The 15118-nt window shown below is 70.4% G+C and carries 11 protein-coding genes, 1 tRNA gene and 2 pseudogenes; 4 read left to right on the top strand and 10 right to left on the bottom strand.

Annotated elements, in window-relative coordinates; translation table 11 throughout:
* Nucleotides 1-32: 32 nt before the first annotated feature.
* From nudC to FPZ22_RS05500, 3 genes and pseudogenes are all read right to left on the bottom strand, one after another.
* Entirely contained in the window at nucleotides 33-926 is an 894-nt protein-coding gene (nudC, locus tag FPZ22_RS05490) for an NAD(+) diphosphatase (RefSeq protein ID WP_144891150.1), read from the bottom strand.
* Nucleotides 923-1296, bottom strand: a pseudogene (erpA, locus tag FPZ22_RS05495) (iron-sulfur cluster insertion protein ErpA). Before erpA ends, nudC begins: the two are co-directional and overlap by 4 nt.
* 32 nt (nucleotides 1297-1328) lie before the next feature.
* On the bottom strand, nucleotides 1329-2024 hold the full coding sequence (locus FPZ22_RS05500) for a DUF6776 family protein (RefSeq protein WP_144891152.1): 696 nt from the start codon (nucleotides 2022-2024) through the stop codon (nucleotides 1329-1331).
* 100 nt (nucleotides 2025-2124) lie between these two features.
* Between FPZ22_RS05500 and FPZ22_RS05505 the strand changes: the two are divergent.
* The 3 genes and pseudogenes from FPZ22_RS05505 to FPZ22_RS05515 all read left to right on the top strand — a co-directional run.
* Nucleotides 2125-2741, top strand: a pseudogene (locus FPZ22_RS05505) (DUF4126 domain-containing protein); the annotation flags it as partial.
* Between the two features lie 75 nt (nucleotides 2742-2816).
* Nucleotides 2817-4679, top strand: coding sequence for an EAL domain-containing protein (locus FPZ22_RS05510; protein ID WP_246120939.1), 1863 nt, complete (start codon nucleotides 2817-2819; stop codon nucleotides 4677-4679).
* Nucleotide 4680: 1 nt separating this feature from the next.
* On the top strand, nucleotides 4681-7170 hold the full coding sequence (locus tag FPZ22_RS05515; protein WP_246120940.1) for a hybrid sensor histidine kinase/response regulator: 2490 nt from the start codon (nucleotides 4681-4683) through the stop codon (nucleotides 7168-7170).
* Nucleotides 7171-7230: 60 nt separating this feature from the next.
* Here FPZ22_RS05515 and bfr read toward each other — a convergent pair whose 3' ends face one another.
* From bfr to FPZ22_RS05530, 3 genes are all read right to left on the bottom strand, one after another.
* Complete coding sequence (gene bfr, locus FPZ22_RS05520; RefSeq protein WP_144891156.1) at nucleotides 7231-7701, bottom strand: bacterioferritin; 471 nt, start codon at nucleotides 7699-7701, stop codon at nucleotides 7231-7233.
* Between the two features lie 119 nt (nucleotides 7702-7820).
* Nucleotides 7821-8024 carry a (2Fe-2S)-binding protein gene (locus FPZ22_RS05525; RefSeq protein ID WP_144891158.1) on the bottom strand — a complete coding sequence of 68 codons (204 nt, stop codon included), beginning with the start codon at nucleotides 8022-8024 and terminating at the stop codon, nucleotides 7821-7823.
* Between the two features lie 131 nt (nucleotides 8025-8155).
* Nucleotides 8156-8767, bottom strand: a complete 612-nt coding sequence (locus FPZ22_RS05530; RefSeq protein WP_144891160.1) for an RNA pyrophosphohydrolase — start codon at nucleotides 8765-8767, stop codon at nucleotides 8156-8158.
* 155 nt (nucleotides 8768-8922) lie between these two features.
* Here FPZ22_RS05530 and FPZ22_RS05535 point away from each other — a divergent pair.
* Nucleotides 8923-8999: transfer RNA gene (locus FPZ22_RS05535), tRNA-Met, on the top strand.
* Nucleotides 9000-9106: 107 nt separating this feature from the next.
* Here the strand turns inward: FPZ22_RS05535 and FPZ22_RS13770 are convergent.
* The 4 genes from FPZ22_RS13770 to FPZ22_RS05555 all read right to left on the bottom strand — a co-directional run bounded on the left by FPZ22_RS13770 (nucleotide 9107) and on the right by FPZ22_RS05555 (nucleotide 15010).
* Complete coding sequence (locus tag FPZ22_RS13770) at nucleotides 9107-10498, bottom strand: MBT domain-containing protein (RefSeq protein WP_210412708.1); 1392 nt, start codon at nucleotides 10496-10498, stop codon at nucleotides 9107-9109.
* A 33-nt stretch (nucleotides 10499-10531) separates the two neighbouring features.
* Complete coding sequence (locus FPZ22_RS05545; protein ID WP_246120941.1) at nucleotides 10532-11887, bottom strand: GGDEF domain-containing protein; 1356 nt, start codon at nucleotides 11885-11887, stop codon at nucleotides 10532-10534.
* Nucleotides 11888-12033: 146 nt separating this feature from the next.
* Nucleotides 12034-13941: a putative bifunctional diguanylate cyclase/phosphodiesterase gene (locus tag FPZ22_RS05550; protein ID WP_144891162.1), complete on the bottom strand. Its 1908-nt coding sequence runs from the start codon at nucleotides 13939-13941 to the stop codon at nucleotides 12034-12036.
* A complete protein-coding gene (locus tag FPZ22_RS05555) occupies nucleotides 13928-15010 on the bottom strand; it encodes a protein-glutamate methylesterase/protein-glutamine glutaminase (RefSeq protein ID WP_246121005.1) in 1083 nt (360 codons plus the stop codon). Before FPZ22_RS05555 ends, FPZ22_RS05550 begins: the two co-directional genes overlap by 14 nt.
* Nucleotides 15011-15118 lie beyond the last annotated feature (108 nt).

The following is a 15118-nucleotide window of genomic DNA, read 5'->3' on the forward strand; positions in this document are numbered from 1 at the left end:
GGACCGATTCTAGCCCCGCCCGGCGTCCGCGCTCAGCCGCCGGCGTGCCAGCGCTCGATCAGCCAGCGCGAGATCGAGATCGTCGGCGACAGCAACAGGCCGTCGGGCCCGGATTCGCCGCGCAGGGCGGCCCCGACCTCGTCGCGGCCGAACCAGCGCGCATCCTCCAGTTCGTCGCTGGCGCAGTGCGGCTCGTCGGGCTCCGCGTCGGCCTCGAAGCCGAGCATCAGGGACGAGGGGAAGGGCCAGGGCTGCGAGGCCAGGTAGCGGCAGCCTCGCACGCGGACCGAGGACTCCTCGAAGACCTCGCGCACCACGGTCTGCTCCAGTGATTCCCCCGGCTCGACGAAGCCCGCCAGCACCGAATAGCGCCGCGGCGCCCAGCCGGGGCCGCGACCAAGCAGCAGCCGCTCGCCGTCGCTGACCGCGACGATCACCGCGGGATCGCTGCGCGGGTAGTGCTCCAGCGCGCAGGCGCCGCACCAGCCCAGCCAGCCCGCACGGCGGTAGTCCAGGACGCCGCCGCAGGCGCCGCAGTGGCGGTGCCGCGCGCGCCAGTGCAGCACCGCGCGCGCCTGGGCGAAGGCGGTGGCCTCGAAGTCCGGCCACTGCGCGGCGGCGCTGCGCAGGTCGATGCGCGAGGGCACGGAGCCGTCGCCGGCATCCTCCTCGCGCACCGCGAACCAGCCTTCGCCGCCGCGCAGGCCCAGGAACAGCGCTTCGCCCGGGCCATCGGCCAGGTCCGCGGCCCGCGGCGCCAGCAGCGCGCCGGCGGCATCCGCCCAGGACCGCCCCTCGGCATCGAGCACCAGCGCCCGGCCTTGCACCCAGAGCCGGGCGAGGGCATCGCGGTCGTCACGGAGGTTCTCGGCGCGGTCCAGCGGCGCCTCGACGAAGGCGAACGGCGCAGCGCGCCGCGGAGTCATGTCGTGAAGCTGCTGCCGCAGCCGCAGGTCGACTTCGCGTTCGGATTGCGGATGGTGAACTGTGCGCCGTGGAGACTTTCGACGTAGTCGACCGCGGCGCCCATCAGGTACTGCAGGCTCAGCGGGTCGACCACGAGGGTCACGCCGTCGGTGGCCACGGCCAGATCGTCCTCACCCTGCTCCTCGTCGAACTCGAAGCCGTACTGGAAGCCCGAGCAGCCGCCCCCTGGATGTAGACGCGCAGCTTGAGGGCGTCGTTGCCCTCTTCGGCGATGAGTTCGCGCACCTTGGCCGCGGCCGCGGGCGTGAAGTCCAGCGGGCGGTCGAGCGTCTGGTAGCCGGGTGCGGAGAGATCGATCGTGGTGCTCATGGCATCAAGCATGGGGGGCGCGGACGCGGGCTTCAAGCGTCCGGCGCGGAACGGGGCGTCGCCGCCGTGGCTTCCGCCCAGGTGAACGACTCCTCAACCGCGGCGCCGCGCGGCGGCGCCAGGCGCACGATGACGCGCAGCGGCTTGAAGCCCGGGGGCAGGAGCAGGTCGCCTTCGACCTGCTGGAAGTACTTGAACGAATACTCCACGCCCGGCGCGTCCTCCGTCTGCCGCAGCTCGGCCCACGTCAGACGCTCGAGACTGTCGTTGCGCGAGCCCTCGACCGCGATGCTCAGGCTGCCGCTGCTCACCGCCGCCCGGTTCAGGGTCTGGGTGAGGGTGGCGGTGAAGTGCCAGGCGCCCTCGCCCTGCGACTGCAGGCGCAGCCCGTGCACGGCCAGACCGCGCCGCTGGCTGGTGCTGCCGACCAGGCGTTCGTAGAAGGCCACGTCGGCGCGCAGCGCGGAGATCTCCTCGTCGCGCTCGGCCAGCGTGATCTGCAGATCGCTGTTGGCTTCGCGGCTGACCTGGTCGGAGCGCGCGAGCGTGGCGATCTCCTGGCGCAAGCCATCGACCTCGTCCCGCAGCGCCGCAGCATCGTCGCCACCGCCGCCGCTGGCCACCGTCCAGATCCCCCAGAGTCCGAACAGCAGGCAGGCCGCGAGCACGCCCATCAGGATCATGTGCGCGCGCGGGTGCGGATGTTCGGGCGGCGGGGAGTCCGGCATCCGCGCATGGTAACGCCGCCGCACGGGCGCGGCGCAGGCGCCGGGTGAACGCGGCCGTGCCTATACTCCGCCCGGATGCAGTTCGCCCTGGAGCGCGGCCATGTCCGAAGCCCACCTGTTCGCCGCCGGCATCCTGCTCGCCTGGCTGGCCGGCATCCGCGTCTATCTCACCGTGTTCGGCGTCGGCATCGCCGGAGCCCTGGGCTGGCTGGAGCTCCCGGCCGCGCTGGAGGTCACGATGTCTCCCTGGGTGCTGGGCGTGTCCGGCGCGCTGGCGCTGGTGGAGTTCTTCGCCGACAAGATCCCCGGCGTCGATTCCGGCTGGGATCTGCTGCAGACCCTGGCCCGGGTCCCCGCCGGCGCTTTCCTGGCCGCGGCGGCGCTCTCGCCCGACGGCGAACTGTCCGCCGGCATGCTCGCCACCGGCGCCGGCGTGGCGCTGGGCAGCCACGCACTGAAGGCCGGCAGCCGGGTGCTGATCAACGCGTCCCCGGAGCCGCTGAGCAACTGGGGCGCTTCCGCCACCGAGGACGTGGCCGCCATCGGCCTGCTGGCTCTGGCGCTGGCCAATCCGCTCCTCGCGCTCGGAATCGCGCTCGCACTGAGCCTGCTCCTGGCCCTGGCCCTGTGGTGGGTGTGGCGCAGACTCTTCAGGCGCCGGCCGGCCCCGGTCTCCGGCCGAAGCTGAACGCGACCGCGGTCCCACGTCCGGTCCGCCCAATCGTTGTAGGCTTCCCCGTTCGGGGGAGGCGCCTGCGCGCCGGTCCTCCACACCTTACGGAGGACCCCGCGGTGAGCGTAGCAGCCGGCAGAAGGATCGCAGCAGGTACCGGCACGGAAGCGTCGCGCCCGGCGGCGCCGGTGCGCGCCGAGTTCCCGCCCGCGCACTACTGGCGCCGCTGGTGCGCCGACGCCGCCGCGCCCGAGCCGGTGCGCGTCGATGATCCGCCGATGGAGCCGGCCCCGCCGCCGGTCACGCCCCCGGTCGCCGCCGACGGCACCACGGACGCGCCCTACCGGGTGCTGGTGGTGGAAGACGACCTCAGCCAGGCGCTGTTCGCCGAAAGCGTGCTCGGCGGCGCCGGCATGCAGGCGGCGGTCGTCTCGGTGGCCGCCGAGGTGATGGCGGCGCTGGAGACCTTCGGCCCCGACCTGGTCCTCATGGACCTGCACATGCCGGGCATGGACGGCGTCGAACTCACCCACCTGATCCGCGGGCACGCCACGCACGGACACGTGCCGATCGTGTTCCTCACCGGCGACCCCGACCCCGAACGCCAGTTCGAGGTGCTCGAGGTCGGCGCGGACGACTTCCTCACCAAGCCGGTGCGGCCGCGGCATCTGATCGCCGCGGTGCAGAGCCGCGTGCGTCGCGCCCGCCTGCTCCGACACGAACGCAGCGGCGGCACGCGGCATCCCGCCACCGGCCTGTTCACCCGCTCGCACATGCTGCAACGCCTGAATTCGATGATCCCCGGCGACCCCAGCGGCGCGCTCTACCTGGTCGAGATCGCCGGCGTCGGCGCGCTCCGCGACCGTTACGGTTACGCCGGGCTCGAGCAACTGCTGACCGATGCCGCGACCCGCGTCCGCGAAGCCGCTTCCGGCCATGCCGTATCGCGCTTGGGCGACAACATCTACCTGGTCCACGCCACCGGGCTCGGGCCCGACCAGCTGCCCGATAGTGCGCGCATGCTGCGCGACGCCCTGGGCCGCGAAGGCTTCAGCGTCAACGGCGAGGATGTGCGCCTGCGCGCCTACGTCGGCTACACCGCGCTGTCCCACGGTTACGGCGACGCCAGCAGCGCGCTGGGCGCGGCCGAGCGCGCGCTTCGCGAAGCGCGCACCCAGCCGATCGCGGTCGCCGGGTACCAGCCTCCGCGCCAGCGTGACCACGACCAGGCCATGGCCGGATCGGTGCGCCAGGCGCTGGCGGAAGGCCGCATCGAACTCGCGTTCCAGCCGGTGGTGGCCGTGAGCGGTGGCGACGAGGCCCAGTTCCAGACCCTGCTGCGCATGCGCGACGTGGATGGCAGCCTGCAGGCGGCGGCCAGCTTCCTGCCTGCCGCCGAAGCGGCCGACCTCATGCACGACATCGACGAGCGCGCGCTCGAACTGGCGGTGACCGTGCTCCACGAGCGCGCCGCCGCGGGACAGCCGGTGCGCCTGTTCGTATCGCAGTCGGCGCGCAGCCTGGCCCGCGAAGGCCACGCCGAACATGTCCTGGGGATCCTCGCCGCCTACGGCATCGAGAGCGGGCGGATCGTGATCGACGTACGCCAGGAAGAAGCACTGATCCACACCCTGGCGCTACGCGAGTTCTGCGATGCCATGGTGCCGGCCGGCGTGCAGCTGTGCCTGGGGCAATACCAGTCGGGCCAAGAGGCCGACGCCCTGCTCGCGCAGCTGCCGCTGGCCTACGTGCGGCTCGCCCCGTGCTATTCGCAGAAGCTCGACAACCAGGCCGTGCGCGACGGGATGCGCGACGCGATCGAGCGCGCGCACCGCCTCGGCCTGCTCGTCATCGGCCCGCAGGTGGAGGACCCCCAGGCCGCCGCCACGCTGTGGATGAGCGGCGTCGACTTCATCCAGGGCAACCTGGTGCAGCAGGCGGCGGGCGGCCTGGACTTCGATTTCCACCATTCGGTGCTCTGAGATGATCACCCGCGCCCGTCCTTCGGCGATGATGCTGCGCTGGCTGGCACTGGGGGCGGCCGCCGGCGCCGCGGCGACCCTGATGCTCGACCTGCTGGGGCTCGCGGGCCCCTGGCAGCATGCGGCCCTGGTGCTGGTGCTGCTGGCGCTGTTCGCGGTGGCCGCGATCCACATCAGCGTGCGCCGGCGCGACCATGAGATGGACGAGGCCGACGAGCGCGCGCGGCGCGATGAAGTCGCCATGGAACAGATGCAGGCGCAGATCGCGCAGCACACCCAGCTCGAGCAGCAGCTGCGCCAGGCCAAGCAGGCGGCCGAGTCGGCGGTGATGGCCAAGGGCGAGTTCCTGGCCACGATGAGCCACGAGATCCGCACTCCGCTCAACGGCATCGTGCCGATGCTCGATCTGCTGATGCACGCCCGCCTGGCAGCCGACCACGCCGAGCTGGTGCGTACGGCCTACACCTCCTCGCAGCAGATGCTGCGGATCGTCGACGACATCCTCGACTACTCCAAGCTCGAGGCCGACAAGCTCGACCTCGAGACCACCGGCTTCAACCTGCGCGAGCTGCTCGACGGCGTGGTGCAGCTGATGGAGCGCCCGGCGCAGGGCAAGGGCCTGCGCATGCGCCTGGACATCGACCCCGCGGTCCGCCTTGCGGTGCGCGGCGATCCGGTGCGCCTGCGCCAGGTGCTCGGCAACCTGGTCTCGAACGCGGTCAAGTTCACCGAGCGCGGCTCGGTCTCGCTGTCGGTGCGCCGCATCGGCGAGACCGCGGCACAGCACCAGCTGCGCTTCGAAGTGGCCGACACCGGGATCGGCATCCCGACCGGCTCGCAGGCGCGGCTGTTCACCGCCTTCACCCAGGCCGACGCCTCCACCACCCGCCTCTATGGCGGCACCGGACTGGGCCTGGCCATCTCGAAGCGCATCGTCGACCTGATGGGGGGACGCATCGGCGTCGAATCCGTGCCAGGCCAGGGCGCCACCTTCTGGTTCGAGATCCCGCTGCTCAAGGCGACCGGCGACATGCCGTCGGCGACCGGCGACAGCACGGCGCGCGGCCGCCTGCTGCTGCTCAGCGCCGATCCGCGCCTGCGCCTGCGGCTGTCGATGCTGCTGCCGAACTGGGGCCTGCGCGTGAGCGCCGTCGAGACCACGCAGGAGGCCCTCGACCGCCTGCGCGTGGCTGCCAACCAGGGCACGCCCTGGGCCTATACCCTGGTGCTGGCGGACCTCGCCGGCATGCGCAGCACCGCGGTGGCCCTGCACCGCAACCTCGGCCGCCAGGCCGTCTATGGCGACCTCAAGCTGGTCTGCCTCTACGGGGACGACCCGGTCCCCGACGAACTGCGACACAGCGTCACCCTCCTCAGCCGGCAGTCCCCCGACGCCGACCTCCGCGCCGCCCTGCTGGGCGGCTCCGCCACGCAGGCACCGGACAACGTCAGGGAACCTTCCGCCATGGCCAACGCCACCCGACCCGCTCCGCCGGCCCCGGCCCCGATGCGCACCGCGCGCGTGCTGCTGGTCGAGGACAACCCCGTGAACCTGATGGTGGGCCAGCGCCTGCTGTCGGTGCTCGGCATCACCTGCGACACCGCCAGCAACGGCGAGGCCGCGCTGCTGCGCATGGAGGCTTCCCGCTACGACATCGTGCTGATGGACTGCCAGATGCCGGTCATGGACGGCTACAGCGCCACACGCCGCTGGCGCGAGATGGAGCAGGACGCCGGCGACGGCCGCCACGTGCCGATCATCGCCATGACCGCGAACGCCATGGCCGGCGACCGCCAGAAATGCCTGGACTCGGGCATGGACGACTACCTGGCCAAGCCGGTGACGCGCAGCGAGCTGGAACGCACGCTGGCACGCTGGTGGAACGCCGAGGCCGCGGCGGCCGCGGCGCAGCGCGAGTCCTACCGGGTGGATCCCGAGACCGGGGACATGCTTCCACCCGGTCGTGCCGACGCGAATGCCGGCGACGGGGTCGGAACCGTCCAGGCCGGGGATGCCCCTCCGGTCGCGGAAAGCCCGGACGCCGACGCGGATGCGGTCGCGCCATCGGCCGCGCCGACGCCCGCGGCCCCGCCTCCCAAGCTGCCGCCGGTGCTCGACCATGAGGTCCTGGAGGAACTGCGCGCCGTGCTCGGCGGCGACCTCGACCATCTCATCGACGTCTTCCTGGACGACTCGCCGCGGCTGATCGCCGCCCTGGAGCAGGCCGCCATCGGTCCGGACTACGACGCCCTGCGCGATGCCGCGCACTCGCTGAAGTCGTCGAGCGCGAACCTGGGTGCGATGTCGCTGTCGACCGCGGCCAAACGCGTGGAACTGGGCGCGCGCGAGCGCCTGCTCGAGCGCCCCGCCGTGGCGGTGGCCCTGGTGGCCAACGAATTCGCGCGCGCGCGCGGCGCTGAAGGCCGCCAGCCCGGCGCAGGCCTAGGGTTTCCCGGGTTGCCCGGGTTCCCGCTGCAGGAGCAGCTATAGCTGCGACCGCGATCCCAGGTCGCAGCTATAGCTGCTCCTACGGTTGGGAGGGGATGGAACTCAGCCGTCCATCTTCGACTGCAGGTAGTTCTGCTCGCCCACGCGGGTGATCAGGTCGAGCTGGGTCTCGATCCAGTCGACGTGCTCTTCCTCGGAATCGAGGATGTCCCGGAACAGGTGACCGCTGGTGTAGTCCTTGACCGATTCGCAGTACGCGATCGCCTCGCGCAGCAGCGGCAGACCGTCCATTTCCAGCGCCAGGTCGCACTCCAGGACCTCACGCGGGCTCTCGCCCACGCGCAACTTGCCCAGCGCCTGGAAGTTCGGCAGCCCCTCGAGGAACAGGATGCGGTCGGCCAGCCGGTCGGCGTGCTTCATCTCGTCGATCGACTCCTCGTACTCGTGCTTCGCGAGTTCCTCGAGGCCCCAGTTCTTCAGCATCTTGGAATGCAGGAAATACTGGTTGATCGCGGTGAGCTCGTTGTACAGAGCCTTGTTGAGGTACTCGATGACCTTGGGGTCGCCCTTCATGGCAGGCCTCCGGCGTAGTGGGAAGATGCACGGGACTGTAGCGCCAACCGCCGGGCGGGTGGCGGAACGGGAATCGTGATCATCCCGGCGCGCGCGACGCGCGCCTCGCAGCCGGTGGCTCAGGCGGCATCGGCCAGCGGCAGCACCTGGAAGACCCGGCGCGCGGCCGTTTCGTCCAGCAGGCGCGCGGCGGTGTCCACGCAGCTGCCGCAGCTGGCACCGCAGCCGGTGCGCATCGTGAGTTCCGCCATGCTGCCGCAGCCGGCAGCCGCCGCCTCGCGGATCTGGTGGTCGGTCACCCCGTTGCAGATACAGACGTACACGGCTCGCTCGCAGATCCGGGAACAGGAGGATTGTCCGCCCACATGAGAATGATTGTCAATGCTGAATGAGGATCGACTGCAACTGGACCCGCTCCGCAGGATCCTGCGCGGCGCCGCGTGGCAGCGAGAGATCAGTCGACCGGGAACCTGCGCGGCGCCGCCGGCCCGCGGCCTGGCGCGGCGCAACCGCCACCCGTCCTCGCTCCGCCGCCCCGTCCCCGACTCCTCTGGGATTCCAGACTGATGGTGGGCACCGCAGTCGCGCCCGCCACCTGCCGAGCGAAGGGCGCAAGGTGCTGGAGCGCCCGGGTGTAGACCCCGCGCTTGAAGTTGACCACATGCTCCAGCGGGTACCAGAAATCCACCCAGCGCCAATGGTCGAACTCGGGCTTCTCGGAGAGGTCCAGGCGCAGGTCCCGGTCGGTGCCGGTGAAACGCAGCAGGAACCAGACCTGCTTCTGCCCGATGCAGACCAGACGGTCGTTGCGGCGGATGGCCCGCGACGGCAGCCGGTAGCGCAGCCAGCCCGGTGTCACGCCGAGCACGTCCACGTGCCCGGGCAGCAGCCCGGTCTCCTCGCGCAGCTCGCGGTACATGGCCTCGACCGGCGTCTCGTCGGAGTTCATCCCGCCCTGCGGGAACTGCCAGCCGTCGCGGCGCACCCGCCGCGCCCAGAACACGCGGCCGTCGGGGTGCATCAGCACGATGCCCACGTTGGGGCGATAGCCGTCCGGATCGATCACGATGCGGACTCCTGCAGTCTTTCGACGCATCCGGCGTCACTGCTGGCGACTCTGCCACGGCCAGCCGGGAGCGACAAGCCGGGGACGGGGATTTGACGGCGGGGCCCCGCAAGTGGACAATTGCGGGCTCGCTGCGCACCGCGCGCGAGTCTCATGGCTATGTAGCTCAGACGGTTAGAGCGCGAGACTCATAATCCCGAGGTCGGTGGTTCGATTCCACCCATAGCCACCAGATTTTCCTGTAAGGACAATGTGTTAGCCGACAAAAGCCCGCCATCGATGCGGGCTTTCCTGTGACAGGCGCACGCCGCGGCCTTCCGGCAAGGCGGCTTGAGTGCGTTACTCGGCCCGCCGTAGCGTGTACCAGACGGCAGGAGATCCGTGCCGGACGAGTGTCAGAAGTCGGCGATCGGCACTGAGCTGGATAACCATTTCGTCCGATGCCGTCTGTCCGCGCCAGCTGTATTCCGTGATGACACGGTCACCAACAACGCGATAGCGGCCTTTGATGGCGTTGAGGATTCCGCCGATGGTCAGATCCTGCTCGTAACTGCCGTCGGGCTTGAACGTCAGCGCTCCACGGACATCTCGGTGCTCGCTGTCCAGCCGGCCGTCGCTGCTTTGGAAAGCAACGGCCTGGTAAAGCCACCGGTCAACCAGGAGCGGTGTCGCTCCACCGGGCAGAGGCGCAGCCGGGCTCGGATCGGGCGGCACCGGCGGTTGGTTGGTGGGCGGCGGTGTGGTCGGGGTGGGGACCGGCGGCCCTTGCACGACGCCCGGTGACAGTATTGGCGCCGGGCCCGCAGGCTCGAGCGGGCTCTGTGGCCGGGGCTGGACCACAGATGGCGGCGATCCGTTCGTCACCCATTCCATGCCGAGCGGGTTATCGCCCCTGCCCGTTGGAGGTGGGGGCGCACGCGTATCTCCTTGCCACTGGACCCCCAAAGGATTTGCGTCAGAAGCCGAAGTCGCGTTCCCGTTACCGCCCATGGATGAACTGCCAGCCCAATCCATCCCGAGAGGGTCAGCCCCCGTGGAGACCGACGGTTGCCCTGTGGTGCCAGGGCCCTTCGTTTCCGATGCCCGCGGGCGAATCCGGGCAGGCGGAACCCACTCGTCCCAACTGCTGTCATAACCGTCGTAACCGATGAGATACCGGCCGCCGTCCACCTTGCGCACCTGAGCGGGGTACCAGCGTCCGCTCCAATCAACCTCGACGCGCTCGCCCGCACGGAACGTACGGGTGGCCCCGGGAGCGGCTTGCAGGCCGCCGCCGGCCAGTCGTGTACCGGTAGCGGCGTGGCCACCCACGCCTCCGAACAGAACAATCAGCCGATCCCCGTCGTCTGCATGATAGAACTCGAATTCATCGCCATTGGCGCGCCGCACGCGGTAGTAGCGCCGGCCAGGCTGGTGGTGCCATGGACGCACTTCTTCAAGGCGTCCGCGCTGCCCACCCCAGCGATAACTGCCGTCCCGGGCGATCTCCAACTGGTTCATTGCGGCACCCGGCTGATACTGCTGATACACCGCGCGGCCATCTGCCAGGTATTGCACTGCACCCGGGATCCAGACCTCCCACTTGCCGATAATGCGTGGGTCAAGTGCCCCGGGCCCGGCAACCAGCGGGGCACGCTGCATGTGCTCCGGATTGACGCGCTCGGCTGCCTGGGCCGAACAACCCCCTGTTAGACCGGCAAGCGCGCCGACCAGAATCCATTGCCATCCCATCACGCCCCCCCCGGATCACCCGTAGCCACCATCCTACGCCGCGCTCTTCCGCATCGCCTCCGCCAGCACGATCCTGTCCCGTCCCGTCCGCTTGCCCTCGTAGAGAGCTCCATCGGCGCGGGCGATGAGCTCGCTCGCGGTTTCTCCCGACATGGCCTCGGCCACGCCGATGCTGGCGGTGACCGGGCCGTTCGGCCAGCCGTCGCCGTGGAACTTCTCGGCGATCCGCGTCGCGACCGCCGCCGCCGCGGTGATGCCGGCCTCCGGAAGGAGCACCGCGAATTCCTCGCCGCCGTAACGGGCGGCAACGTCCAGCGGACGCATGACGTCCCGCAGGATGCGGCCGGTGCGCTGCAGCACCTCGTCGCCGGCGAGGTGTCCGAAGCGGTCGTTGTAGTTCTTGAAGCTGTCGAGATCGACCAGCAGCAGGGAGAACGGCATCCCGAAATGCTTCTTGCGGCGCAGCAGCTCGCTGATGGCGGCGTCGAACCCGCGACGGTTGATCAGGCCCGTGAGGGTGTCGGTGGTCGCGTGGTCCCTCAGGACCTTGAATTCGTCCCGGTGTCGCTCGATGCGGTCGAGGAGCGCAGCCACCCACCAGATCAGGCAGGCCACGGTTCCGCCGGTGAACAGGGCCGCCAGTGCGAGCGCGAACGCGTCCGACACTCCAGACCGCAGCTGCAGGGCCTTGAATGCGAAGGAGAAGGCGGCCGGCAGCAGCAGCGAAGGCAGCAGCAGCCTGCGGGCCAGCACGCCGCCGAGGCTGTCGGCGGTCGCCACGCGGGTCAGCCCGACGGTCGGCGTGGCCGACATCCAGCCCAGCGCGCCCAGCAGGAGCAGCACCGCGGTGAGGATCGGAAGATGGCTGAACAGTTCACCCCGCTGGCCTGCCAGGGTGACGCCGTAGGAGGCCAGGCCGACCATGGCGATCGCGATCACTCCGAGCGCCAGGAAATCGCGCAGCCACAGCCAGCGGTCGACTGCCATGAGCAGGCCGATACCGCCAAGCAGCATGAATCCGACGGCCGCCAGCTCGGCCATCCGCCCCGGCGGCCGTCCGAGCCGTCCTGCATCCGGATCCGGGAACAGGTGGTCGATCCCCAGATCCGCTCCCCACAGGTACTGGACCAGCACGGCCGCGCCCAGCAGCAGCAGGGAGACCGAACACACGGTGCTGCCCGCGCGTGCGGCCCGACCTCCGTGGTGGGCGAGCAACAAGGCACCGCCCGCGATCAGGAATCCGATCGCGGCACTGGGCTTCATCGTGACCTGGCCCGGAACCACCGCCGCCAGCATGACCAGGCCGCGTGACCACCCCAGCAGGACGGACAGCGCGACCCCGATCAGCAACAGGCCCACGACCCGGGAGAAGACGAGGAAGTGGCGCACGACATCGGCATTGCAGCGTCCGGGCCGTGAGGCCCTCGCGGCGTCGCAGCGGGCCAGCCGCGTGCCGCCCGGACAGCCACCGACGCCCTGCGGACAGGGCGGCTCGTGTCCCTTCAGCCGCCTCGCGGCCGCCTTCATTCCACGCATCACTTCGGCGCCTGCCGCCGGAGGAAGTCCGCGAGCTCTTCCTCCGGCAGTTCCGCGCTGAACACCCATCCCTGCAGTTCGTCGCAGCCGCAGGCTTCCAGCAGGGCCTGCTGCCGTTCCGTTTCCACGCCTTCGGCGAGGACGGTCAGACCCATGCTGTGCGCGAGGCTCACCAGCCCCTGGACCACCGGCAGGCCATTGCGTTTTTCCAGGTCGGCGATGAACGAGCGGTCGATCTTGAGCTTGTGCAGCGGAAAATCCTTGAGATAGGCGAACGAGGAATAGCCGGTTCCGAAGTCGTCGATCGCCAGCTGGACACCCAGGCGACGCAGGCGACGCAACGTCATCGCCACCTGCCGGTAATCACGGACCACGGCGCTTTCGGTGAGTTCGAGCTCAAGCAGGCTCGCAGGCACCGCGTGGCGCCGCAGCGCGTCGGCGACGCGATCGACCAGGTCGTCCTGCCGGACCTGGTGCGCGGACAGATTGACCGCGATCGGCATGGGCGTGCCGGCAGCGAGCAGCTTCGCGATCTGCCGGCAGGCAGCATCGAGCACCCAGTGACCGATGGGCACGATGAGCCCGCTGGCCTCGGCGACGTGGATGAACTCCCCCGGCGCGATGTTCCCGCGGGTCGGGTGCCGCCAGCGCAACAGGGCTTCGAATCCACAGACCGTCCGGCTCGCAAGAGACAGCTGCGGCTGGTAGTGCAGGTCGAACTGCCCCTTCGCCAGCGCCTCGTGCAGCAGCACCTGCAGTTCGAGCTGCTGGGTCACGTCCGTCTCGAGCGAGGGCCGGAATCTGCGGATGCAGCCGCGGCCCTCGGACTTGGCGGCGAACAGCGCGAGGTCGGCGCGTCGCAGCAGGACATGGTGGTCGTCGCCGTCTTCGGGAAACACGGCCACACCGGCGCTGGCGCTGCTCGGGACGCTCTGGCGGTCGAGCAGGAACGGTGCCTGGAACGCCTCCAGGACCTGGTTGGCCATCTCCACGGCGTGCGCGGGCGCGGACAGTCCGCGCAGCAGGATCGCGAATTCGTCGCCGCCGATCCGTGCCAGGAAGGACTGCTCCGGCATCTTCAGTGCGATCGTCCTCGCGATCTGGATGAGCAGTTGGTCGCCCTGCGAGTGGCCCCAGCTTTCGTTGATGGTCTTGAAGTTGTCGAGATCGAGCAGGATCACCGCGACGCCGCCGTCGCCGGCGCTCCGGATCGCGTCGGCGAGCTGCTCCATGAAGTGCGTGCGGTTGGGCAGATCCGTCAGCGCATCGTGGAGCGCCTGTTGCAGCAGTGCCTGCTCCAGCCGCTCGCGCTCGCGCATGTCGCGCACGAAGGCGATGAAGCGTGCGGAGCCCGCTTCCGTCTCGACGCTGAGCGCGATGTCCAGCGCCATCTCGGTCCCATCGCGGTGCATGCCGACGACGTTGCGCCGGCCCGTCATCGGGAGGCTGTGGACACCGGGATCGAACCCGGCACGATGCCTGCGATGTCGTGCGTGGATGCGCTCGGGGAGCAGCATCTCCACCGGCCTGCCGACCATCTCGGTCCGGGTGTATCCGAACAGCTGCTCCGCCTTGCCGTTGCAGGCGCAGATCAGGCCGTCGGCGTCGACCATGAGGATCGCATCCGGCGCATTGAAGATGATGCTGCGGTAGCGATGATTGCGGCTTTCGGAATCGCGCAGCGCGGCACTGAAGCGCTGGACCGACCTTCGCAGCCGCAGCGTGCTCAGCGTGAACAGGGCGTAGCAGGACGTCATCAGCAGGCCCACCAGCAGCACCGGTCGCTGCGGAAGGGTCGTCGTGGACCAGAGCAGCAGCAGGACGGCGAACAGGCTCGCGAACAGAGCGCTGGCGAGCAGCAGCCGGCCGCTGCCGGCCGGGCTTTGTCCGCCTTCAGCCTGCGGCATGGCGTCCGAGCTCCCTGGCGATCGCCGACAGACCCAGACTGTGCTGCACGGCGCCCAGCTTCACGGCCTCCCGCGGCATTCCGTAGACCACGCAGCTTGCCTCGTCCTGGGCCAGCGTGACCGCCCCGGTCTCACGCATCCTCAGCAGGCCGCGCGCACCGTCGTTGCCCATCCCGGTCATGATCACTCCCAGCGCGTGGCGGCCAGCGGCGCGAGCGGTCGACTCGAACAGCACGTCCACCGAGGGGCGATGACGGTTGACCGGGGGACCGTCGGTCACGCTCACCGCGTAGCCGCCGCCGCTGCGTACCAGCTCCATCTGCCGTCCGCCCGGTGCGACCAGGGCCAGGCCGGGGCGGACCGCATCGCCATGGCGGGCCTCGCGCACCTCGATCCGGCTCAGCGCATTGAGCCGACCCGCGAAGGCGGCGGTGAATCGCTGGGGCATGTGCTGGACGACCACAATGCCCGCGCAGCCCACCGGAAGTCCGGTCAGCACGGCTTCCAGCGCCTGGGTGCCGCCGGTGGAGGCACCTATCGCGATGACCTGCACCGGGTGCGACACCGGCGCAAGCGGTGCGGACGCGGCGGCGGGCACCGGTGCATGTCCCGCCGTCGGCGCCATGCGCGCGCTCGGCCGGACGGCCGGGCCTGTGTGCGACATGCCCGCGCCCGCGCGCGCGGCGGCGCGCACCGCGTCGGGGATTCCGCTGTCCTGCGACAGGAACTCGCGGAGCCCGATCGTCGGCTTGAGCACGACCTCGACCGCACCGGCGGCCAGCGCCTGCATGGTCGCGTCCGCGCCGCGATCGGTGAGCGTGGAGCAGATCACCACCGGCGTCGGCCGCTCGGCCATCAGCTTGCGCAGGAAGGTGAGACCGTCCATGCGCGGCATCTCGATGTCCAGCACGAGCACGTCCGGCCAGTCCCGCGCCATCTTCTCCCGCGCGAACAGCGGATCGGAGGCGGTGGCGACGACCTCGATGTCGCGCTCGCGCGCCAGCACCTCGGACAGCACCTGGCGCATGACCGCGGAATCGTCCACAACCATCACCCGGATCGGCTTCATGCGCTGATCCCTCCAGCCATCTGGAGCTGTGGCCGGGGCGCGGTGTGCCGCAGCCAGGCCTCCCCGGTGGCGAGTTCGAAGCGGAGTTCGCGATGCCCCCCTTCCGCC

Source organism: Luteimonas granuli, assembly GCF_007795095.1.
GTDB classification, from domain to species: Bacteria; Pseudomonadota; Gammaproteobacteria; order Xanthomonadales; family Xanthomonadaceae; genus Luteimonas; species Luteimonas granuli.

What these genes read in the sequence shown, in the direction of transcription:
- FPZ22_RS13770 (WP_210412708.1), bottom strand. Translation starts at nt 10,498, where the DNA reads ATGGGATGGCAATGGATTCTGGTCGGCGCGCTTGCCGGTCTAACAGGG.
- FPZ22_RS05555 (WP_246121005.1), bottom strand. Translation starts at nt 15,010, where the DNA reads ATGAAGCCGATCCGGGTGATGGTTGTGGACGATTCCGCGGTCATGCGC.
- FPZ22_RS05500 (WP_144891152.1), bottom strand. Translation starts at nt 2,024, where the DNA reads ATGCCGGACTCCCCGCCGCCCGAACATCCGCACCCGCGCGCGCACATG.
- FPZ22_RS05550 (WP_144891162.1), bottom strand. Translation starts at nt 13,941, where the DNA reads ATGCCGCAGGCTGAAGGCGGACAAAGCCCGGCCGGCAGCGGCCGGCTG.
- FPZ22_RS05515 (WP_246120940.1), top strand. Translation starts at nt 4,681, where the DNA reads ATGATCACCCGCGCCCGTCCTTCGGCGATGATGCTGCGCTGGCTGGCA.
- bfr (WP_144891156.1), bottom strand. Translation starts at nt 7,701, where the DNA reads ATGAAGGGCGACCCCAAGGTCATCGAGTACCTCAACAAGGCTCTGTAC.
- nudC (WP_144891150.1), bottom strand. Translation starts at nt 926, where the DNA reads ATGACTCCGCGGCGCGCTGCGCCGTTCGCCTTCGTCGAGGCGCCGCTG.